The following is a 23,120-nucleotide window of genomic DNA, read 5'->3' on the forward strand; positions in this document are numbered from 1 at the left end:
GATGCCGGCGGCGACCCGTTGCAGGCCGCCGCGGCAAGCACTATCGCGCGTGCAGCGCCGGCATGTCGGCTTGCGCCGCGCCGGCCATCCGGCGCATGTCGAAGCCTGACGGATGCTGGTACACGCGCAGCCCGAATTCCGGCAGCACCGCGATCAGGTGATCGAACAGGTCGGACTGGATCGCCTCGTAGTCGACCCAGGTCGTCGTGTCGGTGAAGCAGTACAGTTCGAGCGGAATGCCCTCGGCCGTCAGCGGCAACTGGCGCGCCATGCACGTCATGTCGCGGCGGATCCGCGGATGGCCCTTCAGGTAGTTCGCGACGTACGCGCGGAACGTGCCGAGATTCGTGAGCTGACGGCGGTTCGCCTGGCATTCGCCGGCGGCACCGAGCGTGCCGTTCCATTGCGCGATTGCGTCGACCTTGTCTTCCAGGTAGTCCTTCAGGAGTGTCAGGCGTTCGAGCCGTTCGACCTCGTCGTTGCCGAGAAAGCGCACGCTCGTCGCGTCGACGAACAGCGCGCGCTTGATGCGGCGCCCGCCGGCCTCGGTCATCCCGCGCCAGTTCTGGTAGCTTTCGGTGATCAGCTTCCAGGTCGGCACCGTGATGATCGTGTGATCGAAGTTCGCAACCTTGACCGTGTTCAACGTGATGTCGATCACGGTACCGTCCGCGCCGGCCGATGGCATCGTGATCCAGTCGCCGATCCGCAGCATGTCGTTCGACGACAGCTGCACGCCGGCGACGAGGCCGAGCAGCGTGTCCTTGAAGATCAGCATCAGCACCGCCGACATCGCGCCGATGCCCGACAGCAGCAGACCGATCTGCTTGCCGGTCGCGTCGCCGATCACGACGAGCGCGGCCGTGATGAACATCACGAGCTTGACGAGCTGCATCGCGCCTTTCAGCGACAGGCGCGGCTGGTCGCGCCGGCTCGTGCGATGCGTGTGCTCGAGCGCGGACAGCGTCGCGCTGATCGTCATCGACACCAGGGACACGATCAGCGCGAACAGCACCTTGTCGGCGGCTTGAGCGGCCACGGCGGGGATGCCGGGCACCGCGCCGAGCCCGAGCTTGATCACGACGAACGGCACGATGCGGTTCAGCCACTTGAATGCGCCGAACTCGAACAGCGCGTCGTCGATGCGGGTGGCCGACAGCCGCGCAAGACGCGCGACCACGCGGAACAGCAGGAAATGGGCGGTAGCCGTGATCGCGCCGGCGGCGGCGAGCAGGATGAGGATGCCGACGAGCGGCGCAAACCAGGATTCGTTCAGGGTCATAAGGGCAGACAGGGTCCTTCTCGTGCGTTGAATCTGCGCCGCGATGCGGCGCGCGCCCGCTGAAGGGCACATGAAAGGGACCGTGATTGTGCCATCGGGTTCCGCCCGGATGCCGCGAATGCGTGACGTAGGGCTCCGGAACATTTTCACCGTTACGTCGCACTGCCTTGTTTTCATGCCGGGCAACACACTGCGCGCATTGCCATGCAATACCCGCTCGGGGGCACGTGTCGCGTAGCGGCAAGCGGGGAAGAAGGCTAGGCGGCCGCGCGCATGCGCGCGAAGCCGTTGCGCAGGTGGCGGCCCAGTTCCGCCGCAGCCGGCGTGGGCTCGCCGCGCGGCAGATGGAGGTTGATCGCGAAATTCGGTAGCGCGGGCAGGCCGCTGTCGGCGGGCAGGATGTCGAGATCGACCGGTACGGTGGACGCGAGCCAGACGGTCACCGCCAGATCGGAGCGCACGGTCGCGGCCGTTGCGTCGATGCTGCCGTTCTCGAACACCGTGCGCCATGCGCGGTCGCAGGCGCGCAGTGCGTCGAGCACGGTCGGGCGGAACGCGCAGGTCCGGTCGACCATCGACACGGGCAGCGGCGTCTGCAGATGGGCGCTGCCACCTTTCGCGCCGACCCAGACCAGACGGTCGACGGCGACGCATTCGCCGCGCGACGGGCCGACCGGCGCCTCGATCAACGCGACATCGATCTCGCCCTGCCTGAGCGCCTTGCGCAGTTCGGGCGACGCCGCGCACACGAGCGACAGCGCGACTTGCGGATGCGCGTGCGCATAGCCTTTCAGGATCGGCGCGAGACAGCTGCCGACGAGATCCTGCGGCGCGCCGATGCGCACGGCGCCTTCCATCGCGCCGGCCGTCATGTCGGTCAGCAGCGCGTCGTGCGCGGCGAGCAGCCGGCGCGCCTGCGCGAGCAGACGCTCGCCGTCCGCGGTGAGCAGCAGGTTGCGATGCTCGCGCACGAACAGCGGGCCGGACAGCGTTTCGAGCCGCGCGACCTGCTGGCTGACCGCGCCTTGCGTCAGGTTCAGCGCGCGGCTCGCCGCCGTCATGCTGCCGTGATCGGCGACCGTGACGAAGGCGCGAAGCAGGGCGATGTCGAGGTTGCGTACCATAGGTCGCATTATGAATGCTAATGGAAGACATAAAAAGCTTTCGCTTTCGTAATGCGTGGATCGCGGGTAAAACGGGGCTTCGACGACCATGACCGGGAGCCCGCGTGTCGCTTCAAGACTACTTGCCGCTGATGCTGTTCGTGATCGTGTCCACGGTGACGCCGGGTGGCGCGACAACGCTGGCGACAGCATCGGGCGCGCATTTCGGCTATCGGCGTTCGTTGCCGATGATGGCGGGCATCGCGGCCGGCCTGGCATCGATGGCCGCCGCCGCCGCGGCCGGGCTCGGCAGCGTGTTGCTGGCGCTGCCTGCGCTGCAACTCGGGATGAAGGTGCTCGGCTCGCTGTATCTGCTGTGGCTGGCCACGCGGATCGCGCGCGGCGGCAAGCCCGGCGTCGACGCGGCCGTGCATCGGCCGCAAGGGTTCGTCAGCGGCGTCTGGATGCTGTGGCACAACCCGAAGGGCTGGGCGATGACGTTCGGCGCGGCCGCGTCGTTCGCCGCGCTGGCGTCCGGCCCCGTGAGGCTCGGGGTATTGATCGGGCTGGCATTCGGCGTGGCGGCGATGGCGTCGCTGTCGCTCTGGTGTTGTGCCGGGCTGCTGTTCGCGCGCGTGCTGCGCACGGAGCGGCAGTGGCGTTGCGTGAATGCCGGGTTGGGCATCCTGCTCGCGGCGTCGATCGTGCCGATGTGGTTGCAGTAGCGGCGCCACGCGCGGCGCGGCCCCGGCATTCAGCGCGAACCGGCCCGCGCGGCCCCCGCCGGCCGTCCGCCCGCGCCGCTCGACCATCGCGGCAGCCGCAGCGTCGTCACGAAGCTCGCCGCATGCAGTGCGCAAAGCAGGCCGAACGCCCACGCGTAGGCGGCCCCGTGCGTGCCGCCGGTCGACACGGATTCGGCCTGCAGCCGCCATGCGAGAAGCAGCGTGCAGATCGTCGTGAACGTCGGGCCGCCGAGGCGCTGGACGATATTGAGCGACGTCGTCGCCATCGGCAGGTTGCGCCGTTCGACCGACGCATACGCGGCGGAAATCGACGGTGCCCCGATCGCGCTCTGGCCCATCCCGCGCAGAAACAGCGCAGGCACCAGCACGTAGGGATCGTAGCCGGCCAGCGCGAGATACACGAACGGCAGCGTCGCGGCGAGCGCGAGCAGCGCGCCGGCGGCGGCCAGCCGGCGCACGCCGAACCGGCCGGTCAGCGCGCCCATCGACGGATAGGTGACGAGCATGCCGAGCCCGAGCGGCGCCAGCAGCCAGCCCATTTCGCCGGGCGAGCGGCCGCACGCTTCGATCAGGAACACCGGAATCAGCATCTGGCCCGCGTAGATCGCGCCGTTCGACAGGAACTGCGTGGCAGCGGCCGCGCCGAATACGCGCGAGCGAAACAGCGCGAGGTCGATCAGCGCATGCTCGCCCTTGCGCCGCGCGACGCGCAGGAACGCGGCGAGCAGCAGCACCGAACCCGCGATCGCGGCGATGCCGGGCACCGCGTCGATGCGCTCGGCGCCATACAGGAACAGCACGAGCGCCGGCGACAGCAGCGCGAGGCCGACCCAGTCGAGTTCGCGCCGCTGCGTTTGCTCGCGGTCGCCGGGCAGGAACCACGCGGCCAGCGCAAGCGCCAGTGCACCGACGGGCAGATTCACGAGAAACAGCCAGCGCCATGATGCGTGCTGCAGGATTGCACCGGCGACGACGGGCCCGAGGATCGGCGCGATCAGCACGGGCACCGCCGCATAACCGATCACGCGCGCCATCTGCTGGCCGGCCACGCGCGCGATCATCATCTGCGCCATCGGCGCGAGCAGCCCGCCGCTGACGCCCTGGAGCACGCGGAATGCGATCAGCGACGGCGCGGACCACGCGAGCCCGCACAGCGCGGACGTCAGCGTGAACGCGGCGAAACACCACAGGTATAGCGCCTTCGCGCCGATGCGGTCGACCAGCCAGCCGTTCAGCGGCAACACCAGCGTGAGGGCGAGCAGGTAGGCGCTCGTCACCCACTGGATCGTCGACAGGCTCGCGTGCAGGTCGGTCGCGAGGCTTGCCAGCGATACGTTGACGATCGTCGCGTCGAGTTGCGACAGCAGCGAGCCGAGCGTTGCGACCGCGCTGACTTTCCAGATCGATGGATCGAGCCGGCCGGCCGCATGGCCCGGCACCCGCTGAGCGCGTTTGTCGTTCACGCGCCGCGCCGGTCGAGCAGCGCGAGGATTTCTTGCGTCGGGCCCGTCTCGCCTAGACGCGGGAACAGCCGTTCGACGCTGTTCGTGTGCGCGTCGGCGTTGAGGTCGGTCATCGCGTCGACCGCGAGCGTCACGTTGTAGCCGAGCTCGTGCGCCTGGCGGGCCGTCGATTCGACGCCGATGCTCGTCGCGATGCCGGTCAGCACGATCTGTGTGACGCCGGCCGCTTTCAGGTGCGCGTCGAGACCGGTGCCGGTAAACGCGCCCCAGGTCTTCTTCGTCACGACATGGTCGCTCGGCTGGCGGTTCAGTTCGGGCAGAAGATCGGTCCAGTCGGCGGGAAGGGCATCCACTCGCACCTGCTGCTGCGTGCGGCCTGGCGCGCTGCCGGCGACGTTGACGAGCACGACGGGCAGGCCGCGGCTACGGAAGGCGTCGAGCAGTTCGCGCGCACGCTCGATCACCGGTGCGACCGGATGGGCGGTGGGCAGCGCGACGATGCCCTTCTGCAGGTCGATGACGACGAGCGCCGTTTGCATGTCGAGACGGGTTGTGCTCATGGCGTGATGCTCCGTGAATTAGGCGAAGAAAAGCGTGCGCGCGGATGCCGCGCATCACGCAGGCGGGGTCATTGCTCGCCGATGCGCCGGATCAGCGGAATCGCGGCGGCGAGCGTGCGGATGTCTTCCGGGCCGAGCTTCTCGATCGCGGCACCGAGCCACTTGTGCTTCGCGGTGTCGCGCTTGCGACGTGCCGCGAGGCCGGCTGCGGTCAGCAGGAACAGGATCTGGCGGCCGTCGGTCGGATGAGGCTCGCGTTCGACGAGCCCGTCTTCCTCGAGGCTTGCGAGAATGGCCTTCATCGACTGCGGCTTCATCGCCTCGGCGCGGGCGAGATCGGCGGTGGTCATCGGGCCCTGTCGTTCGAGCCGCGCGAGCGCGCTCGTCTGCGACATGCCGAGCCCTTCTGATTCGATCTCGGAACGCAGCCGGCGGATCAACTGGCCGACCGCGAGGGTCAGTTCGGCGGCGACGGTATCGGCGGAAACGCCGGGTGTGCGTGGCGGTGTCATGCGGCGGATCATAGAACACGACAGTTTGACTTGCAAGTTAAACTGTCGAATTTGACATCGATGCGACCGGAGTGGCGGGTGGTGGCGCGGCAACCACCGGTGGGCGGGATGTCGGCGGCGGGCGGCGGCGCGTTACGCGCGGCGCGGCGACGGAATCGGCACGACGTCGTTGTACTTCGGCGACGCATCCTCGTGCAGCAGGTCGCCGAGATATTGCGCAAGTTCGTCCGCGGCGAGCGCGGACGGAATCTGCAGGTTGGCCGGCCGGCGCTTGCCGTCGGCGCCGAGATCGAACACGGCCCAGCGATCGTTCGAACGCACGACGGCGAGCAGGCGTCCGAACGCGTTGAAACGGTATTCGTCCTGCATGGCATCGCTCCTTCGTGGATGAACGCGCCGGCCGCGCGCGTCGTGCTTACTGGATCGAGCAGGCCAGCCAGCGATGGATCTTCAGTGCATCGCTCGACACGCCGGCGCGCGTCGGCGCGCCAAGCAGCACGACAGTTTCGCGGCGGCCCTTCACGTGCATGCGCATGACGACGCCGTGCCCCGATTCGTTGATGAAGCCGGTTTTCTGCATCCGGATCGGCAGTCGGCCGTAGCGGACGAGCGGATCGGAGTTCACGTACAGCAGATCGCCATCGCCGGCCTGCACGGTGGTCGACGTGTCCGTCGAGAAATAGCGGATCAGCGGATCCTGCGCGGCTGCGTCGACGAGCCGCGCGAGATCCTCGGCGGTCGACACGTTGTGCGGCGACAGGCCGGTCGGTTCGCGGAAATGCGTATGGCGCATCCCGAGCCGGCGCGCCTCGCGGTTCATCGCCTTCACGAACGCGGCGCGGCCACCTGGATAGTCGCGGCTCAGCGCGGCGGCCGCGCGATTTTCCGACGACATCAGCGCGATATGGAACATCTGGCGGCGCGACAGTTCGGCGCCGATCGGCAGCCGTGAACCGGTGAACTTGATCGTGTCGCGATCGCGCGAGGTGACGCGCAGTACGCCGTTCAGCGGCCGGTCCGCGTCGCGCGCGACGACGGCGGTCATCAGCTTCGAGATCGACGCGATCGGCCGCACCGTGCGTGCATTGCGGGCCAGCAGCGGCGTGCCGGAGTCGACGTCGAGCACATAGGCCGCGCGCGAGTGCAGCGAGCGTACCGCGCGCGGGCTGTAGCCGCAGCTCGCGAGCAGGCGCGGCTTCGCGGTGGGGCGTGGGTGGACCGCGTTCGTGCGTTTCGCGCGCCGGTGCGGTGCGGGCGCCGCGTGACGCTTGACCGCATGATGCTTCACGCGCGGGCGGCGATGCTTGACGGCCTTGTGCTTGCGGGGCGCGGGTTTCTTCTTGACGACTTTCGCATGCGCATGCGGCGACGCGGTGCGATGCGGCTGCGCGGACGCGTTCGTCGCGAACGCGAGTGTCAGCAATGAGAGGGCGATGATCAGGGTGGTCCGGGCGCGAGGCAGGCGCGCGATGAGGCCGGTCAAGCGAAAGTCTCCTTTTCACGCGCGTTGCGGCGGCGCGAAATGCGTGGGCGGTCGGTGGCTGCGGGAAATTATAAGGTCGATCTCGCGACGATGACGATGGATGTGTGCGCAATGATGCGTGATGCGTGCGGATTTCTGCTGTTTTTTGCGGAGGGTCGAACGCGTGCGTTCGGCGGCGGGCGCCTGGCGTGTCGATTCAACGCGGCCAGTTCCGCCGCGATACGACCGCGAAGCTGATCGCGATCGAACCGGTGACGGCACGCGGCTGCGCGTCGTCCAGCGCATCGCCGAAGCGGAAGCGGCGGCTGCGGCCGTCGGCGCGTGCGGTGCGTGCGGTGCGTGCGGTGCGACGCTCGGGCGCCGGCGCGTCGGGCTCGGCATCGCTTGCACCGGTGACGACCGTGTCGTGCGGCACGTCGGTCAGGCACTCGGCCGCTTGATCGAGAGGCATGATGGTGAATTCCGAAAAGGGCGTGCCCGTATTGAGCGTCACGCCATTCGATCAGTAAAATGAATGTTTCGATCGATACGATTCCTTTGAAGAATGGAATTGAAACTGCTGCGCACTTTCCTGACGGTCACCGAGCTCAGCCATTTCAGCCGCGCGGCCGACACGTTGCACATGAGCCAGCCGGCGCTGAGCAAGCAGATCGGCGCGCTCGAGGCGAGCCTCGGCGGCAAGCTGTTCGAGCGCGGGCGGCATGGCGCGGAGCTGACGCCGTTCGGTGAACGCTTCCTGCCCGATGCGCAGGCGCTCGTGCGCGATGCCGACGAGATGCTCGCGCGCGCACGGGAGGCGACCAGCGGGCAACTCGGGCATTTGCGGCTCGGCATCTGCCTGTCCGTGCTGACGCTCGTGCCGAAACTTGTCGCGGAATTCCGGCGCCGCAATCCGGGCATCGCGGTCACGCTGAGCGACCTGTCGTCGTCCGAGCAAACGCGTCGGCTCCGCGCGGGCAAGCTCGACGCGGGGTTCCTGCGATTGCCCTCGGATGAAGGATTGTCGTCGTTCAAGGTGATCGACGAAGGGCTTGCGCTCGCGGTGCCGCCGCACCTCGGCTTCAAGCGCGTGCCGGCCGATCTCGATGTGCTCAACGAGATCGGCTTCATCGCGCTGCAGCGCGCACGCGGCCCCGGGCTCGCTGCGCAGATCGACCGGTGGTGCGTCGAGCGGCGCTTCGTGCCGCAGGTCACGCAGCAGGCAGAGGACGTTCAATCGGTGCTCACGTCGGTCGCGGCAGGGGTCGGCGTCGCGTTCATTCCGTCGCGTGCGCAGTACCTGCTGCGCGACGCGACCGTGTTGCCGCTCGCCGGCAGGGACGCGAAATGGCGCGTCGGGCTGGCGTGGCTGTCCGGCCGCGACGATCCCGTGACGACGCGTTTCGTGTCGTTCATGCGCACCGCGATCAAGGGCGCGTGACCGGGCGTATAGTGTCCGCGATTGCATCCGTCCTGAATGCCGGTCCCGCGCCGGCTCGCGAACCCGAATCGATGACTTCAGAATCCGACGACGCCCCGCTCGATCCCGCACTCGTTGCGACGCTCGCGACGCTGCACGAAGCCGCGACCGATCCGTCCGGCAGAACGTGGTCGCTGCCGAAGATCGCGAAGCGCGCGCAATTGCCGATGAGCACGCTGCGTCGCGTGCTGACCCAACTCGACGCCGCCGGCCTGAGCGGGACGACGCTGAACGACGACGGCACCGGCAGCGCCGCATTGACCGAAGCGGGGCGCGCCGTGTGCGCGCAACTGTTCGGCGCGAACGACGGCCAATGAGAAAACGGGCCACCCGAAGGCGGCCCGTCGTGGTGCGGCCAGACATGCGGCGTCGGCCGCATCACCGCGGCATCACCACCGCGCCGTTACGCCACCCATGATGGAATGACGGTAGGTCTGGTCGTTCAGCCCGTGCCGGTAGCCGATGTCGAGATCGAACCAGCGCTTCGGCGAGTAGATCGCGCCGGCAATCACGAACGCAGGATTCGCGCCGGCCGTGCTTTCGGTGTTGCGCGACAGGCCGACGTCCGCCACGAACTGCAGCGTGTCGGTTGCCTTGTAGAGCGCCGCGGCCGACACGGCCCAGACCGAGCGCAGATCGCCCTGGCGGTTCGGCTGGTAGGCGAGACCCGCATTCGCGAGCAGCGATAAGCGCGCGACGTCGGCTTGCGCGAGCAGCGTCGCGCCAGTGCCGACGCGGCCCGTGCCGAGCCCGCGACCGTCGTTGCCGGTCGGCATCGTCACCTTCGGTTTCAGCGCAAGCGATAGCGGCCCGTGTTCGACGAAGCGCCATTTCATGCCGATCTCGACATCGCCGATGCCCGCGCCGTTGTCGTCGGTCCGCGTTTGCAGATGCGTGTAAGGCGCGTTCACGTAGAGATCGACGTGCTCGCCGAACCCGCGCGTGAGCGTCGCGTTCCACAACTGATGGCGGCCGTTCTCGTCCTGTTTCGAGGTTTCCTCGCCGTTGAACTCGAACTGCCAGTTCGCATTGCCCTGCGTGCCCGTGTCGTCGCTGACGAGCGGATGAGCCGCGTAGGCATCCAGCGGCGCGAGGAGGGCGCTCGCGGCCGCGAGCGGAAGCATTCTTCTTTTCATCATGTCACCTGTAGTGCGTCGTGGGCGGCCGGCCCATGCGGGCCGGCACGCCGTCACCTGGAGGAAATCAGAACCACTGCTTGTAGCGGCGCACATAGATCGTCTTGACGATCTGCGCGAGCAGGATGTAGCCGACCATCGTTGCGGCGAGCCACAGCCAGTAGGTGCCCGGCAGGTGCATGAAGCCGAGCGAATCCGCGAACGGCGAGAACGGCAGCCAGCAGCCGATCGCGATCGCGGTGAATGTCGACAGCAGCACAGGCAGTGCGGCCGTGCTCTGCAGGAACGGAATCTTCTGCGTGCGCAGCAGGTGCACGACGAGCGTCTGCGACACGAGGCTCTCGATGAACCAGCCCGAGTTCATCACGATCTGGCCGCCCGAGCCGCCTTGCAGGTGATACATCGCACCCGCACCGAACACGGTCCACATCAGCACGTAGGTCGTGATGTCGAACACCGACGACGTCGGCCCGACCCACAGCATGAAACGGCCGATGTTGCCGGCTTCCCATTTGCGCGGCTTCTTCAGGAACTCCGGATCCATCTTGTCCCACGGCAGCAGCATCTGCGACGTGTCGTAGATCAGGTTCAGCACGAGCAACTGCGTCGCGAGCATCGGCTCCCACGGCAGGAACGCGCTGGCGACGAGCACCGAGAATACGTTGCCGAAGTTCGAGCTGGCCGTCATGTTCAGGTACTTCAGGATGTTGCCGAACGTCTCGCGGCCCTTGATCACGCCTTCCTCGAGCACCATCAGGCTCTTTTCGAGCAAGATGATGTCGGCGGTTTCCTTCGCGATGTCGGCGCCGCTGTCGACCGAAATGCCGACGTCGGCGTCGCGCAGCGCGGGCGCGTCGTTGATGCCGTCGCCGAGGAAGCCGACCGTGTGGCCGTTCGCCTGCAGCGCCTTCACGATGCGCGCCTTCTGCAGCGGCGTGAGTTTCGCGAACACCGTCGTGCGTTCGACGACTTGCGCGAGCGTCGCGTCGTCGAGCGCCTCGATTTCGGCGCCGAGCACCGGCTTGCCCGGTTCGAGGCCGACCTGGCGGCACACTTTCATCGTGACGGTCGGGTTGTCGCCCGTCAGCACCTTCACCGACACGCCGTTATCGCGCAGCGCGGCGAGCGCCGGTGCGGCCGATTCCTTTGGCGGATCGAGGAAGGTCAGGAAACCGCGCACGACGAGGTCGCGCTCGTCGGCGGTGCGGTATTGTTCGCGTTCGTCGCCGCGCGGGATCGCGCGCGTCGCGAGCACCAGCACGCGGAAGCCGTCCTCGTTGTATGCGTTTGCCTGTTCGAGCAGTCGCTTGCGCGCGACGAAGTCGAGCGGACGCACGCCGTGCTCGTCCTGCACGTGGGTCGATACCGCGAGCATTTCCTCGACCGCGCCTTTGCAGATCAGCAGGTGCGCGCCGTGCGTGTCCTCGACGACGACCGACAGGCGGCGGCGCACGAAGTCGAACGGCAGCTCGTCGATCTTCCTGTAGCCCTGCGGCTTCACGCGCTCGCCGATCTCGTCGGCGCGCGCGACCACGGCGATGTCGATCAGGTTCTTCTGGCCGCTCTGATGGAAGCTGTTCAGCCAGCCGAGCCGGAGGATGTCCTCGTTACGGTGGCCGGACAGGTCGAGATGGTGTTCGAGGATGATCTTGTCCTGCGTGAGCGTGCCGGTCTTGTCGGTGCACAGCACGTCCATCGCGCCGAAGTTCTGCACGGAGTTCAGCCGCTTCACGACGACCTTGCGGCGCGCCATCGCGATCGCGCCGCGCGCGAGGTTCGCGCTGACGATCATCGGCAGCATCTCGGGCGTGAGGCCGACGGCCACCGCAAGCGCGAACGTGAGCGCGCTCAGCCAGTCGCCCTTGGTCAGGCCGTTGATCATGAACACGATCGGCACCATCACGAACATGAACCTGATCAGCAGCCAGCTCACGCTCGCGACGCCGCGGTCAAAGCTCGTCTCGATGCGCTTGTGGCTCACCACGTTGCGCGCGAGCGATCCGAAATACGTGTCCTCGCCGGTCGCGACGACCACGGCCGTCGCGGTGCCGCTGACCACGTTGGTGCCCATGAAGCACACGTTCTCGAGATCGAGCAGCGACGTCGACGCGTCGTTCGCCGCGCCCGGCGTGCCCGCCATGCCCGCGTGGGCCGACTTGCCGGCAACCGCGCCGAGCGTGTCGTACTTCTCGACCGGCAGCGCTTCGCCGGTCAGCACCGCCTGGCTGATGAACAGGTCGCGGGACGTGAGCAGACGCACGTCGGCGGGAATCATGTCGCCGGCCGACAGGTGCACGATGTCGCCGACCACCACTTCGCGCATCGGCACCTCGCGTCGCGCCGGCTCGGACGTGTCGGTCACCGCGCGCTGCACGGTCGCCGTCGTGCGAACCATCGCCTTGAGCTTTTCGGCCGCGCGCAGCGACCGGAATTCCTGCACGAAGCGCAGCAGCGCGCTGATCGTGACCATCGCCAGCAGGATCGTCATGCCGACGTAGTCGCGATCGTCAGGTGCCGCGAAATAGACGTCGGTGAAGAAGCTGATCGCGGCCAGCACCAGCAGCACGTAGACGAACGGATTGTGGAACGCATGCAGCAGCTGGCGCGTCCAGTGCGGCGGCTTGTCGTGCGCGATTTCGTTCGGGCCGTCGTGCTGCAGGCGGTCGGCGGCCTGCGCGTAGGTGAGGCCGCGCATGCTGGTATGCAGCGACTTGAAGGTTTCTTCGAGCGGGCGAGCCGCTTCCTGCGCGGCGCGCATGACGCGCGGTTCGTTCTGCTGACCGGGGCCGGCGTTGATGAAGCCGCGCTGTTTCTTTTGCGAGGTGTTTCGTTGTGTCATGAGTCGCTCCTTGCGCACGCGGCGGCGGACGGGAAGCGACCGTGACGTTATCGACGCACGAACGCTTCCCGCCGCGTCGCGCCGGGCGCGATCGGCTGTGGATCGGTGAAGGGAGGAAGGCTCGCCGGCGCGCGAAGTGCGGTCCGCAGGACGAAGCGCGGCGTCGCACCGGCGAGCGGTAATCGACTACTGTCGTCTGAGTTCATCTGCACTCCTGTCGGTTGCGGGTGGGCGGCACGGGTGATCGGCAGCCGCGCACGCTCGAGGGCGCGCGGCCGGACGGCACGCGAACGGAACACGCACGCGGCGTGCGCTGCGTGCGGCGCGAACGTATGCGCGCGGCAACGCACGGTTGCGCAGCGCGGACATTCGGCGATATCGAAAAAATCGGCGGGGGATTCTGGCCGGTCAGGCCGGAAGGGCGCCGCATCCTGCTTCCCGGGATGCGGCAGAAGACGAGGCTCTGCGCGGTTTCCTCAGGCAGCAGTCAAGTCGGTCGAGGACCAACTACAACTCGCATCGGTGTTCACAGAACACTCCATGTAATCAGACGGGGGCGATGGTAATGGGTCGTCGTGCGAAGCGTCAACCCTTTTTCCGCCCTTTTTTCAGGCAATTCCTGGGATACGTCGGCACAACGGCACCGGCTCCGCGGACGAAAAAATGCGCGCACGCCAGGCAGGCATGCGCGCGCTTGCGTCGAGGCGACGTACCGGTTACTGCGTGGCCGCGGTGACGGCAGCGCCTGCATCGGCGATACCGGAACCGGCCGGCAGCGCGGTGCACGACGTGCTGGCCGGCAGCATCGCCGCACGCGCGCCGCCTTGCAGCTTCTGCTGGATCTGAGCGGGTGTGAGGTTGCCGTTCACCGACAGCATCAGCCCGACGATGCCCGTCACCTGCGGTGTCGCGAGGCTCGTGCCGCTCGCGGTGCCATACGTGTCCGTGCCCGGTGTCGTCGTACCGCTGTTGGCCGTCGACAGGATGTTGACACCCGGCGCGCTCAGCGCGACGTCGGAGCCGAAGTTGCTGAACGATGCGCGGCGCCCGGTCGCGTCGGTCGCGCCGACGCTGATCACGCCGCGGCAGTTCGCCGGCTGGTCGAGTGCGGTCGCCAGGCCATCGTTGCCGGCGGCGACGACGACGGTCACGCCCTTCGCGTTCACATCGTCGATCGCCTGCTGGAACGTCGCGCTGCACGCGCCGACGCCGCCCAGGCTCAGGTTGATGATCTTCGCGGGATTCGGGTTCGTCGGCACGCCGGCGACCGGGATCCCGGCTGCCCAGCGCATCGCGTCCGCGATGTCGCTCGTCGTGCCGCCGCACTTGCCGAGCACGCGCACCGGCAGGATCCGGCCGAGCCACGACACGCCGGCGACGCCGATGCCGTTGTTGGCGGCGGCGCCGATCACGCCCATCACGCGCGTGCCGTGCCAGCTGCTGGTGCTCGGTTCGCTCGCGCAGTGATAGTACGGGCCGCTGGTGTCGTCCAGTTCCTGCTGCGTGACCCAGTCGCCCGGATCGGATGCATCGGTGCCGCGCGTCTGACCGTTGTTGCTGGTGTTGGCATTCGAGATGAAGCTGTAGCCGGGCAGCAGGTTGCCGACGAGGTCGGGGTGCGGCCGGTAGCCGGTGTCGAGCACCGCCGTGACGACGGTCGGCGCACCCTTGGTTCGCGTCCATGCGGGCGGCGCGTTGATGCCGACGCTGGCGTCGGACAGATACCACTGCTGGCCATATGCGGGGTCGCTCGGCGTGTCGCGGATTCGCATCGGGTGATCGGGTTCCGCGTAGTCGACGTCGCCGTCAGCCGCGAATGCCTGCGCGAGCGCCGCCGCGTCGCCGGACGCGATGCGCTGGCCGATCGACAGCACGGCTGCGCCGTCCGACAAGGTTCGCTCCACCTGCACGTTCAGCGGTGCCTGCGACGTCGTCACGGCGGCATACGTCCGTGCGGCGCCGGTCGTCGTCGGCGCTGTCCAGCGCGTCATCGAGCGCTGGATGACCGCGTCGAGCCGCGTGCCGGTGTCGAGGGCCGCCATCGCGCGCGCGGCTGTCGGCGTCTTCAGCCTGACGATCAGGTGATCGACCGGCGGCTCGGTCGGCGCGGTCGGCTGGGCAGCCATCTGCACGGCGGCCTGCTGCGTCGCGCATGTATTGCTGCCGTTGGTCGCGGGCGGGGTCGTCGGGGAAGGCGACGGCGAGGGGGCCGGCGCTGCATTGGAAGGCGACGGACTGCCGCCGTCGCCGCCACCGCCCCCGCAGCCGGCGATCGGAAGCAGGGCCGCGGCAGACAGCATGCCGGCGAGCATGCGCGCATGAGCGGAGCGGGCCAGCGCGAAATTGAATCGTTTGGCTCTCATGGTGAAACTCGATCCTCGTAGATAACCGTCGTGCTGGCGGTTGTGCCTGGCCGGCGTAAACCGGACCTGTTTTTTATCGGGCGTGCACGGGACTGCTGCGACGCGCCATGCATTGGGTAACGGCTGATGAGGCGGTTTCTTGAATATGTTTTCGGGTGAAAAAGTGCGAAACGCAAACGATTGCCTTGCTGTATCGCAGCATGAACGCGCGTTTGGAACGGATGATCTGTTCACGCGGTGCAAGATCGCAGGCGGTTGATGGGGCAAAACGTGCGGCGCTGGCGCTTTTGCGCGCCACGGAAACGATTGTTCGCGGCGTGGCCTCGACGATGGTGTTTGGCGCTTTCCCCGATGAGGTGCGAATTTTGTCAGGCGTACGATCGCGATTCGATCAACGTTTCGTCAGGAGAAAAGCATGGATCGCCGCTTCCGTTGGCTGGCCGTCGCGCTGACCTGCGCGCTGGCGGGCACCGCGCATGCGCAGGCGCTCACCGGTACGCTGAAGAAGATCAAGGACACGGGCATCGTGTCGCTGGGTATCCGCGAATCGTCGGTGCCGTTCTCGTATTCCGACAACCAGCAGAAGAACATCGGTTACTCGCGCGACATCGCGGCGCGCATCATCGATGCGCTCAAGGCCGAGCTGAAGACGCCGAACCTGACGGTGAAGGAAATTCCGATCACGTCGCAGAACCGGATTCCGCTGCTGCAGAACGGCACGATCGACTTCGAGTGCGGGTCGACGACCAACACGCTGGAGCGGCAGAAGCAGGCCGCGTTCTCGAACAGTATTTTCCTGTACGGGATCCGCTTCAGCACGCGCAAGGATTCGGGTGTGAAGGACTTCACGGACCTGGCCGGCAAGACGGTCGCGACGACGGCCGGCACGTCCGACGAGCGCCTGCTGCGCAAGCTCAACGAGGAGAAGGGGATGAACATGACGATCATCAGCGCGAAGGACCACGCTGAAGCGTTCATGAACGTCACGACGGGGCGCGCGGTCGCGTTCGTGATGGACGAGCCCCTGCTGTATGGCGAGATCGCAAAGGACCGCAATCCGGGTGCGTACACGGTGACGGGCACGCCGCTGGTTCACGAAAACTACGCGTGCATGATGCGCAAGGACGATCCGGCGTTCAAGCGCGTGGTCGATGGCGTGATCGCGAAGATGCAGACCTCCGGCGCGGCCGAGAAGCTCTATGACCAGTGGTTCATGCAGCCGATTCCGCCGAAGGGCGTGAGCCTCAATTATCCGCTGTCGCCGGAGATGAAGCAGCTGTTCAGGAATCCGACGGATCAGGCGCAATACTGATCGAAGCGTCGTCGTGGTATTGCATCGCACATGAAAAGCCGCCGGCAGATGCCGGCGGTTTCCGTTTCTGGTGCGCTCGCTGGCGCGGCGAAAGTGTGCGTCAGACCTGATTTCCGGCCCGGGCGCTGCCGGCCTGTCAGGCGGAGACTGTGCCGAAATCGGCATTCAACCGTGCCCGCGCCATGGGATTCCTGTCGCGCTGCGCAACAACAGGCACAATACGCACTTCGCCGCGCACCGTTGTTCGTTGTTCGAACAGCACGGCGCGTGTCGCCGCCGTCCGAATCTTTCCCGGTTGTCATGAACGCCTCGCTCACACCCGCGCGCGAATCGAACTCGCCGCGCTTCCTGTTGTTCCTGATCTGCCTGTTCGCCTCCGCCGGCCAGCTCGCGATCGACATCTACGTGCCCGCGCTGCCCGACATGGCGCGCTCGTTCGCGACCACGCCGCAGGCGATCCAGTCGAGCGTCTCCGGCTACATGGCCGCCTACGCGCTCGGCCAGCTGATCTTCGGCCCGGTCGCCGATGCGTACGGGCGCAAGCGCGTGCTTGCGTTCGGGCTCGTCATCTACACGATCGGCTGCCTGCTGTCGCTCGGCGCGCCGAACCTGGAGACATTCGTGCTGGCGCGCTGCCTGCAGGGCTTCGGGATCGCGACCACGAACCTGCTCGCGAAGGCGATCATCACCGACTCGTTCTCGGGCCAGGCGCTGATGCATGCGTTTACGTACATGTCGATCGCGTGGGGGCTCGCGCCGATCATCGCGCCGGTGATCGGCGCGCACCTTCAGGAATGGTTCGGCTGGCGCGCGTGCCTCGTGTTCCTGCTGGTGTACTCGCTGGTGATGTGGGCGCTGCTGTGGCGCTATCGCGAAACCTTGCCGAAACCGGTCCATCTCGAGCCACGCACGCTGATGGCGAACGCGGGCAAGGTGCTCGCGAGCCCGGTGTTCCAGAGCTGCTTCCTCGCGCAGGGGCTGTGCTACAGCATCCTGCTGGTGTTCAACATCATCGGGCCGTTCATGGTGCAGACCACGCTGCACAAGCCGCCGACCTTCTTCGGCTATCTCGCGCTCGGGATCGGACTGATGTATTTCCTCGGCGGGCTGTCGAACCGGATTCACGGGCGCGGGCTGCCGAGTGCCGAGCAGCGGCTGCGCATCGGCGCACGCGTGATGGCGGTCGCGGCGGTCGCGATGCTCGTGCTGGCGCTGACCGTCGGCCTGCGCGTGTGGACGCTCGCGACGCCGGTGCTCGTGATGGGCTTCTGCGCGGGCGCGATGTATCCGACGCTGATGGCCAAGGGCAATTCGCTGTTTCCGCATATCGCGGGGCTGACGAGTGCGATCCTCGGGTGTGCGCTGCTGCTCGTGTCGTCCGCGATGATGGGCCTCGCCGGTTTCGTGTCGGTGCAGGTGCTGACGCCGCTCGCGGTGTTCTTCGTCGCGCTGTCGTTTATCGTCGTGTGGATGGTGACGAAGCTGCTGCGCTACCTGACGCAGCAGCAGGCCGCGAGCGTGGCGTGCGGGCGCGGGGAAGCCGCGTAAGCCATATAGGCCGCGTGAACGCGTGCCGCAACGGCACGCCGGCCGCTCACAGCGGCTGCGCCGCGCCCGCCTGCGCCAGCAGCGAAATCGCGGCCGGATCCGGCATTCCGTTCGAATCGATCGCGCCGGCCTTGGCCAGTGCGTCTAGATCGCTGTCGACGCCCGGCTGGCCGACCACGAACGGCGTCGTCAGGAAGGCCGGTGTCGACAGTGTGACCGAATAGCGCTGCTGCAGATTCGTCACGACCGCCGATTGCGCGGACTGCACCGCACCCGGGCTGCCCATTACGCTCTGGAAGTGCGCATTCCCCTGGAAATTGCCGATCAGCCCGGCCGTGTTGGTGCCGAGTTGCGCGGCGAGATAGACGAGCATCAGCTCGGTCTCGGGCGTCGTGTTGAAGGTGCCGCCCGCGTAGGCGAGCGAATGCAGGCTCGTGCCGCTAGATGCGACGGTGATCACGCACGGCAGCACGGCGTTGACCGTCACGCGGTAGTTGCCGCCGCCGTCGGTCAGCGTCGTCGCCGAGCCTTGTGCGCAACTGACCGTCACCGACGCGCTCGCGAGCGCGGCGCCCGTGGCGGCCGTGCCCGACAGCGCGATGGTCTGCGTGTTGGTGTTGTTGAAGCAGACATCGACGCCGAAGCAGGCGTCGCCGTTGCAGCCTGCAAGTGCCGCGACGGCGGCGACGCAGGCGGTGCCCAGCGCGGGGCGGATGAAGCGCGGGTGGCGAAGGTTCATGGTCGCGGGCCTTTGGGCGAGTGAAGCAACCGGTGGGCGCCGGCGGGGCGGTGCCGCTCCTATTTTATGTCTCGAATCCCGTCGGTGCTTGCCCGTTTTCCTGACGGGACGCGGCCGAACGTGCCGGGTCCTGAACCTTTCGATTCCCTTCGCAATTGGTTATGCTGCGGGACGATTAAAAAACGACGAGAGAACGCGCCGTTCCCGACGGAACTGGTGCGCCGTTTCCGACATGAACCTGAAACGACTGATGGGGCGGTCAAGCCTCCCGGATTGCGAGGGCGATCCGGCATCGATGGCATGCACGCCCCGCGATGCGGTGCGACCCGCGCGTATCCGCGGCAAGGCCCGCATCGGCAACGCGGCGGTGGCCGCCGCGCTGCTGGCCGGCGCGGCGTTCCTTTGCGTCCCGGCCTTCGCCGCCCCGGCCGACGCCGGCGATGGCGCGATTCCGTCGGTAGCCAATGCGCCGTCGGCCTGTACGAACGTGGCTGCCGCAGCCTCCTATCCCGTGGCCCACGACCCCGAAGCGGCGCCGCCGCTGACAGGCCGCGTGACCGACATGACGGGCGTGCTCAGTGTTGCATGTGCGTCCGAATTGACCGACCGTCTCGCCGATCTCGAGCACCGGCTCGGCGTGCAGATGGCGATCCTGCTGGTCGGGTCGACCGGCCACGCGACCATCGAGCAGTTCGCGACCACGGTGTTCGAGAAATGGCGTCTCGGCGAGAGCAAGATCGACAACGGTTTGCTGCTGGTCGCCGCACTGAACGATCGCACCGTCCGGATCGAGGTCGGATACGGCCTCGAAGGCGCGATTCCGGACATCGTCGCAGGGCGAATCATCCGCGAGCGCATCGTGCCGGCGTTTCGCGAGAAGCGTATCGAAGCCGGCGTGAGCGATACGGTCGATGCACTGGTGCGGGAGATGACGCCGCCGCAAATGGCGGCGTCGGATAGCGCACTGCCCGACGAGGACGCTCGGCGCGCGGCGTCCGGCGATGCGAAGCGGCTGTCGAACGGCTTGCCGGAGACTCCCCCCGACGACGTCGGGAGCTTCCTGTTCTGGTTGCTGCTCGGCCTGACCGGCGTCACGCTGGGTGTCGTCACCGAATGGCGCAAGCTGCGTTGGCAGGTGATGTTGCCGGCCAGCTTTCTCGTCGCGACGATCGTGCCGGCTGCGATGTTGCCGGTCGGCGCGATTTTCAGAGGCGATCTGGAAGCGATCGTGGGTGCGCTGGCGATCGTCCCGACGAGCATCGGTGTCGGTGCGTGGCTGCTCGGTATCGGCGTCGTTCGCTCCGCACGCGTGCGCAAGAATACGGCGATCATCGGCGGGACGTTGCTGGCGTTGATCGGGATCGGGCATCTGATGGGATATTCGCCCGGCGAGGTTCTGGTGGCGGTCTTCTGCGTGGTGGTGGCGATCCTGTGGATCGTCGAAAAACTGACTGGCAGCGATGGGTCGTCATCCAGCTCCACGTCCTCGTCTTCGTCCTTCAAATGGCCATCGTCCGGCTCGGGCTCGTCCAGCTCCAGTTCCAGTTCGTCCGACTCATTCACCGGCGGTGGCGGCTCGAGCGGCGGCGGCGGGGCATCGGGCCGCTGGTAGCCGCCGTGCGCGGCGCGTGCGCGAACGTTTCTTTTCAACTTACCGCTCCAGCCGGAGCGTTCAACCGGAAGTCACAAACAATGAATTGGTTTCGAATCCTGCTCGTGTGCTGCGTGCTCGCGCCGCTCGCCGGTTGCGGCTACAACGCGATCCAGTCGTCGGATGAGGACGTCAACGCCGCGTGGTCGGAGGTGCTGAACCAGTATCAGCGTCGTGCCGACCTCGTGCCGAACCTTGCCGCGTCGGTGAAGGGCTACGCGTCGCACGAGGAACGCGTGCTGACCGAGGTGGCGTCGGCCCGCGCGCGCGTGGGCAGCGTGCAGATGACGCCGGAGATGGCAAAGGATCCCGCCGCGTTGGCGGCGTTCGATCAGCGGCAGGGTGAACTATCGGGCGCGCTTAGCCGGCTGATGGTGGTGTCGGAGCGATATCCGGAGCTGAAGGCGAACGAGGCGTTTCGCGATCTGCAGACGCAGCTCGAAGGCACCGAAAACCGCATCGCGGTCGCGCGCGGCCGCTACATCAAGACGGTGCAGCAGTACAACGTGCAGATCCGCCAGTTCCCGGGTGTCGTGATCGCGCGGATCTTCGGCTATCAGCCGCGCCCGAACTTCAGCGTCGCGAACGAATCCGCGATTTCGACCGCGCCCGTCGTCGACTTCTCCAATCAGCCGCCGAAGACGAACGCAGCCGGCCAGTAAGCGGCCTGCCCGGGCACTCAGGGCTTGCGCGCGGCCGGCTTCGCGAACGCGCCGCGCACCTCGAAGCCGATCGCATCCGCCACGTTGCCGCGCGCGTCGACGAGTTCCAGCCGGTGCCTTCCCGGCCACGGCATCCACGCGAGGCGGTCGGCGTGCCCGATCACCTTGTCGTCGAGCCGCCACGCGAACCGCGCCGCATGCCCGGAAGACCGCTCGAACCAGATCCGCTGGTTCTTCGGCGGAATGTCCGGATCGATCGCGAAGATCGTGCCGTCGGTCGGCGCACCGATCGTCAGCGGTGCGCGCGCGCCGTTCTTGCCCGGCGTGACGGGCGCCGCGAGCCGGATCGTGTCGAGCGCCGTGCCCGCGATGAACCACTCGTCGCGCGACGGCTCGACGTCGCGCTCGAACGTGATGCGGCGCGTTTCGACACCGGCCGGCGGACGTGGCGCGCGGCTCGGCAAGTCGCGGTGCAGGTAGCCGACGACGGCCGACCACACGGGCGACGCGCCCGTCACCCCTGACACGTCCCACATTGGCGAGCCGTCCGCATTGCCGACCCACACGCCGACCGTATAGCGCGACGTGAAGCCGACCGTCCAGTTGTCGCGCATGTCCTTGCTCGTGCCGGTCTTCACCGCCGAGAAGAAGCGCGTCGCGAGCGGATTGTCGAAGCCGAACGTGCGCACGCGCGCGTTGTTGTCGGAGAGGATGTCGGTGACGACGAAGCTGGCTGCTTCGCTGAATACGCGCGTGCCGTTGTCGGTGCGCCCCGATCCCGATATGCCGGACGTGGGCGACGGCGCGGGCAAGTCGACGATCTTGCGCGCGACACCGCCGTTCGCGAGCGCGCGATACGCGTTGGTCAGCGACAGCAGCGTGACGTCCGCGCTGCCGAGCGCAAGGCTGAAGCCGTAGTAATCGCCTTCCTGCGCCAGCGGCAGGCCGAGCGCGGTCAGCGTGCGCGCGAAGCGGTGCGGCGTGACGAGCACGAGCGTGCGCACGGCCGGCACGTTCAGCGAGCCGCCGAGCGCGCTGCGCACGCTCACCCAGCCCTTGAAATCCTTGTCGTAGTTCTGCGGAATGTAGAGTCCGCCACCGGCCGCGAGGTTGATCGGTGCGTCGTCGAGCAGCGATGCGGCGGTCAGCCGTTTCTCGTCGATCGCCTGCGCATAGAGGAACGGCTTGAGCGTCGAGCCGGCCTGGCGCGGCGCGAGCACGGCGTCGACGTCGCGCGCGCTCGACAGCGCCCCCGACGAACCGACCCATGCGCGAATCTCGCCGGTCGCGTTGTCGATCACGACGACCGCGCCGTCCTGCACGTTGCGCCGGTGCGCGGGCGCGTTGAGCTCGGTCAGCGCGCGCGTCAGCGTGTCGCGCGCGAAGCGCTGCAGCGGCGCATCGAGCGTCGTGCGCACCTGCGCGCCGGCCGCGGGTCTGACCTCGGCCGCGATGCGGCGCGCGAAGTGCGGGGCGAGGGCGGCGCCGTCGTCGCGCACGGCGTTGGCCGGGCGTGCGATCACGAGCTGCACGTAGCCGTCGAGCGATGCGCACGCCTGTTCCGCGTGCATGTCGCGCAGGATCCGGCACGCACGCTCGGCGACCTTCGCGCTTGCTGCGTTGGGAGCACGCACCAGCGCGGCCGCGATCGCGGCTTCACGCACGTCGAGGCCGGACGGCGCCTTGCCGAACAGCACCTGCGACAGCGCGGCGAGCCCGACCGTCTCGCCGCGGAACGGCACGAGGTTCAGGTAGGCCTCGAGGATCTGGTCCTTGCGCCAGCCGCGCTCGAGCAGCAGCGCGTTCATCGCCTGCGTGGCCTTCTGCGGCAGCGAGCGCTGGCCTGAGCGGCGCGGCGAATCGCTGAGCAGCCCGGCGAGCTGCATCGTCACGGTCGACGCGCCGCGCGTGCGCTCGTTCCACAGATTGCCCCACGCCGCGCCGGCGATCCCGCGCCAGTCGACGCCGCTGTGTTCGTAGAAACGCTTGTCCTCGGACACGACGATCGCCTCGCGGAACGCGGGCGACACGTCGGCGAGCGATACCCAGTCGCCGCGCCGTTCGGTGAGGTCGACGCGCGTGCGCTGCAGCGGCGTGCCGTCGCGCGCGAGCAGCACCCAGTCGGAACTGCGCCAGTTGCGGCGCACGTCGTCGTAGCCGGGCAGCGCGTGCGCGACCAGCGGCGCGCCGAGCACGACGGCGACGAATACGCGGCCGGCGAAACGCACCGGCCGCGGCAATACACGATCGATCATCACGTAC

The 23,120-nt window shown here is 67.7% G+C and carries 22 protein-coding genes; 8 read left to right on the top strand and 14 right to left on the bottom strand.

The window, feature by feature from the left end:
- Nucleotides 1-40: 40 nt before the first annotated feature.
- Nucleotides 41-1,282: a mechanosensitive ion channel family protein gene (locus ACT2FV_RS03240; protein ID WP_444503184.1), complete on the bottom strand. Its 1,242-nt coding sequence runs from the start codon at nucleotides 1,280-1,282 to the stop codon at nucleotides 41-43.
- Between the two features lie 257 nt (nucleotides 1,283-1,539).
- Complete coding sequence (locus tag ACT2FV_RS03245; protein ID WP_174910297.1) at nucleotides 1,540-2,415, bottom strand: LysR substrate-binding domain-containing protein; 876 nt, start codon at nucleotides 2,413-2,415, stop codon at nucleotides 1,540-1,542.
- Nucleotides 2,416-2,510: 95 nt separating this feature from the next.
- Here ACT2FV_RS03245 and ACT2FV_RS03250 point away from each other — a divergent pair, with 95 nt between their 5' ends.
- Entirely contained in the window at nucleotides 2,511-3,110 is a 600-nt protein-coding gene (locus ACT2FV_RS03250) for a LysE family translocator (RefSeq protein ID WP_444503185.1), read from the top strand.
- 29 nt (nucleotides 3,111-3,139) lie between these two features.
- Here the strand turns inward: ACT2FV_RS03250 and ACT2FV_RS03255 are convergent, their stop codons facing one another.
- The 6 genes from ACT2FV_RS03255 to ACT2FV_RS03280 form a co-directional block, all read right to left on the bottom strand.
- Complete coding sequence (locus ACT2FV_RS03255) at nucleotides 3,140-4,594, bottom strand: DHA2 family efflux MFS transporter permease subunit (RefSeq protein WP_444503186.1); 1,455 nt, start codon at nucleotides 4,592-4,594, stop codon at nucleotides 3,140-3,142.
- On the bottom strand, nucleotides 4,591-5,154 hold the full coding sequence (locus ACT2FV_RS03260) for an isochorismatase family protein (RefSeq protein WP_444503187.1): 564 nt from the start codon (nucleotides 5,152-5,154) through the stop codon (nucleotides 4,591-4,593). Before ACT2FV_RS03260 ends, ACT2FV_RS03255 begins: the two co-directional genes overlap by 4 nt.
- 68 nt (nucleotides 5,155-5,222) lie before the next feature.
- The gene (locus ACT2FV_RS03265) at nucleotides 5,223-5,678 is read right to left on the bottom strand and encodes a MarR family winged helix-turn-helix transcriptional regulator (protein WP_059607205.1); all 456 of its coding nucleotides are present in this window, start codon (nucleotides 5,676-5,678) and stop codon (nucleotides 5,223-5,225) included.
- Between the two features lie 120 nt (nucleotides 5,679-5,798).
- Nucleotides 5,799-6,035, bottom strand: coding sequence for a DUF7661 family protein (locus ACT2FV_RS03270; protein WP_444503188.1), 237 nt, complete (start codon nucleotides 6,033-6,035; stop codon nucleotides 5,799-5,801).
- 46 nt (nucleotides 6,036-6,081) lie between these two features.
- The gene (locus tag ACT2FV_RS03275) at nucleotides 6,082-7,149 is read right to left on the bottom strand and encodes a serine hydrolase (RefSeq protein ID WP_444503189.1); all 1,068 of its coding nucleotides are present in this window, start codon (nucleotides 7,147-7,149) and stop codon (nucleotides 6,082-6,084) included.
- A 196-nt stretch (nucleotides 7,150-7,345) separates the two neighbouring features.
- A complete protein-coding gene (locus tag ACT2FV_RS03280) occupies nucleotides 7,346-7,600 on the bottom strand; it encodes a hypothetical protein (protein ID WP_444503190.1) in 255 nt (84 codons plus the stop codon).
- 93 nt (nucleotides 7,601-7,693) lie between these two features.
- On the opposite strand from ACT2FV_RS03280, the gene ACT2FV_RS03285 reads away from it, so the two are divergent.
- Both ACT2FV_RS03285 and ACT2FV_RS03290 read left to right on the top strand, forming a co-directional pair.
- Complete coding sequence (locus ACT2FV_RS03285; RefSeq protein ID WP_444503191.1) at nucleotides 7,694-8,569, top strand: LysR family transcriptional regulator; 876 nt, start codon at nucleotides 7,694-7,696, stop codon at nucleotides 8,567-8,569.
- Nucleotides 8,570-8,640: 71 nt separating this feature from the next.
- Nucleotides 8,641-8,925 carry a transcriptional regulator gene (locus ACT2FV_RS03290; RefSeq protein ID WP_444503192.1) on the top strand — a complete coding sequence of 95 codons (285 nt, stop codon included), beginning with the start codon at nucleotides 8,641-8,643 and terminating at the stop codon, nucleotides 8,923-8,925.
- A 72-nt stretch (nucleotides 8,926-8,997) separates the two neighbouring features.
- Here ACT2FV_RS03290 and ACT2FV_RS03295 read toward each other — a convergent pair whose 3' ends face one another.
- The 3 genes from ACT2FV_RS03295 to ACT2FV_RS03305 all read right to left on the bottom strand — a co-directional run bounded on the left by ACT2FV_RS03295 (nucleotide 8,998) and on the right by ACT2FV_RS03305 (nucleotide 14,946).
- Nucleotides 8,998-9,744 carry a transporter gene (locus tag ACT2FV_RS03295; protein ID WP_151048792.1) on the bottom strand — a complete coding sequence of 249 codons (747 nt, stop codon included), beginning with the start codon at nucleotides 9,742-9,744 and terminating at the stop codon, nucleotides 8,998-9,000.
- 67 nt (nucleotides 9,745-9,811) lie between these two features.
- On the bottom strand, nucleotides 9,812-12,583 hold the full coding sequence (gene mgtA, locus ACT2FV_RS03300; protein WP_444503193.1) for a magnesium-translocating P-type ATPase: 2,772 nt from the start codon (nucleotides 12,581-12,583) through the stop codon (nucleotides 9,812-9,814).
- A 716-nt stretch (nucleotides 12,584-13,299) separates the two neighbouring features.
- Entirely contained in the window at nucleotides 13,300-14,946 is a 1,647-nt protein-coding gene (locus ACT2FV_RS03305; RefSeq protein ID WP_151048794.1) for a S8 family peptidase, read from the bottom strand.
- 155 nt (nucleotides 14,947-15,101) lie between these two features.
- Between ACT2FV_RS03305 and ACT2FV_RS03310 the strand changes: the two genes are divergently transcribed.
- A complete protein-coding gene (locus tag ACT2FV_RS03310; protein ID WP_151048795.1) occupies nucleotides 15,102-15,398 on the top strand; it encodes a hypothetical protein in 297 nt (98 codons plus the stop codon).
- Nucleotides 15,362-16,258: a glutamate/aspartate ABC transporter substrate-binding protein gene (locus tag ACT2FV_RS03315; protein ID WP_124623036.1), complete on the top strand. Its 897-nt coding sequence runs from the start codon at nucleotides 15,362-15,364 to the stop codon at nucleotides 16,256-16,258. Before ACT2FV_RS03310 ends, ACT2FV_RS03315 begins: the two co-directional genes overlap by 37 nt.
- A 136-nt stretch (nucleotides 16,259-16,394) precedes the next feature.
- On the opposite strand, the gene ACT2FV_RS03320 is transcribed toward ACT2FV_RS03315, so the two are convergent.
- Nucleotides 16,395-16,520 (bottom strand): hypothetical protein, encoded by a 126-nt coding sequence (locus tag ACT2FV_RS03320; protein WP_260436561.1) that lies wholly within the window; start codon nucleotides 16,518-16,520, stop codon nucleotides 16,395-16,397.
- Nucleotides 16,521-16,558: 38 nt separating this feature from the next.
- Here ACT2FV_RS03320 and ACT2FV_RS03325 point away from each other — a divergent pair, with 38 nt between their 5' ends.
- Nucleotides 16,559-17,806, top strand: a complete 1,248-nt coding sequence (locus ACT2FV_RS03325; RefSeq protein ID WP_444503194.1) for a multidrug effflux MFS transporter — start codon at nucleotides 16,559-16,561, stop codon at nucleotides 17,804-17,806.
- Nucleotides 17,807-17,852: 46 nt separating this feature from the next.
- Here ACT2FV_RS03325 and ACT2FV_RS03330 read toward each other — a convergent pair whose 3' ends face one another.
- Entirely contained in the window at nucleotides 17,853-18,545 is a 693-nt protein-coding gene (locus tag ACT2FV_RS03330) for a hypothetical protein (RefSeq protein WP_124904169.1), read from the bottom strand.
- An 88-nt stretch (nucleotides 18,546-18,633) separates the two neighbouring features.
- Here ACT2FV_RS03330 and ACT2FV_RS03335 point away from each other — a divergent pair, with 88 nt between their 5' ends.
- On the top strand, nucleotides 18,634-20,157 hold the full coding sequence (locus tag ACT2FV_RS03335; RefSeq protein ID WP_444503195.1) for a TPM domain-containing protein: 1,524 nt from the start codon (nucleotides 18,634-18,636) through the stop codon (nucleotides 20,155-20,157).
- A gap of 80 nt (nucleotides 20,158-20,237) precedes the next feature.
- Nucleotides 20,238-20,858, top strand: coding sequence for a LemA family protein (locus tag ACT2FV_RS03340; protein WP_444503196.1), 621 nt, complete (start codon nucleotides 20,238-20,240; stop codon nucleotides 20,856-20,858).
- Between the two features lie 17 nt (nucleotides 20,859-20,875).
- On the opposite strand, the gene pbpC is transcribed toward ACT2FV_RS03340, so the two are convergent.
- A complete protein-coding gene (gene pbpC, locus ACT2FV_RS03345; protein WP_444503197.1) occupies nucleotides 20,876-23,113 on the bottom strand; it encodes a penicillin-binding protein 1C in 2,238 nt (745 codons plus the stop codon).
- Between the last annotated feature and the right edge of the window lie 7 nt (nucleotides 23,114-23,120).

Source organism: Burkholderia sp. PR2 (genome assembly GCF_052372875.1).
In the GTDB taxonomy this organism is placed as follows: domain Bacteria; phylum Pseudomonadota; class Gammaproteobacteria; order Burkholderiales; family Burkholderiaceae; genus Burkholderia; species Burkholderia diffusa.

Coding starts and splice junctions, on each gene's coding strand:
- ACT2FV_RS03270 (WP_444503188.1), bottom strand. CDS start 6,035: ATGCAGGACGAATACCGTTTCAACGCGTTCGGACGCCTGCTCGCCGTC.
- ACT2FV_RS03245 (WP_174910297.1), bottom strand. CDS start 2,415: ATGCGACCTATGGTACGCAACCTCGACATCGCCCTGCTTCGCGCCTTC.
- ACT2FV_RS03290 (WP_444503192.1), top strand. CDS start 8,641: ATGACTTCAGAATCCGACGACGCCCCGCTCGATCCCGCACTCGTTGCG.
- ACT2FV_RS03325 (WP_444503194.1), top strand. CDS start 16,559: ATGAACGCCTCGCTCACACCCGCGCGCGAATCGAACTCGCCGCGCTTC.
- ACT2FV_RS03315 (WP_124623036.1), top strand. CDS start 15,362: ATGGATCGCCGCTTCCGTTGGCTGGCCGTCGCGCTGACCTGCGCGCTG.
- ACT2FV_RS03340 (WP_444503196.1), top strand. CDS start 20,238: ATGAATTGGTTTCGAATCCTGCTCGTGTGCTGCGTGCTCGCGCCGCTC.
- ACT2FV_RS03260 (WP_444503187.1), bottom strand. CDS start 5,154: ATGAGCACAACCCGTCTCGACATGCAAACGGCGCTCGTCGTCATCGAC.
- ACT2FV_RS03280 (WP_444503190.1), bottom strand. CDS start 7,600: ATGCCTCTCGATCAAGCGGCCGAGTGCCTGACCGACGTGCCGCACGAC.
- ACT2FV_RS03295 (WP_151048792.1), bottom strand. CDS start 9,744: ATGAAAAGAAGAATGCTTCCGCTCGCGGCCGCGAGCGCCCTCCTCGCG.
- ACT2FV_RS03240 (WP_444503184.1), bottom strand. CDS start 1,282: ATGACCCTGAACGAATCCTGGTTTGCGCCGCTCGTCGGCATCCTCATC.
- ACT2FV_RS03330 (WP_124904169.1), bottom strand. CDS start 18,545: ATGAACCTTCGCCACCCGCGCTTCATCCGCCCCGCGCTGGGCACCGCC.
- pbpC (WP_444503197.1), bottom strand. CDS start 23,113: ATGATCGATCGTGTATTGCCGCGGCCGGTGCGTTTCGCCGGCCGCGTA.
- ACT2FV_RS03285 (WP_444503191.1), top strand. CDS start 7,694: ATGGAATTGAAACTGCTGCGCACTTTCCTGACGGTCACCGAGCTCAGC.
- ACT2FV_RS03305 (WP_151048794.1), bottom strand. CDS start 14,946: ATGAGAGCCAAACGATTCAATTTCGCGCTGGCCCGCTCCGCTCATGCG.
- mgtA (WP_444503193.1), bottom strand. CDS start 12,583: ATGACACAACGAAACACCTCGCAAAAGAAACAGCGCGGCTTCATCAAC.
- ACT2FV_RS03265 (WP_059607205.1), bottom strand. CDS start 5,678: ATGATCCGCCGCATGACACCGCCACGCACACCCGGCGTTTCCGCCGAT.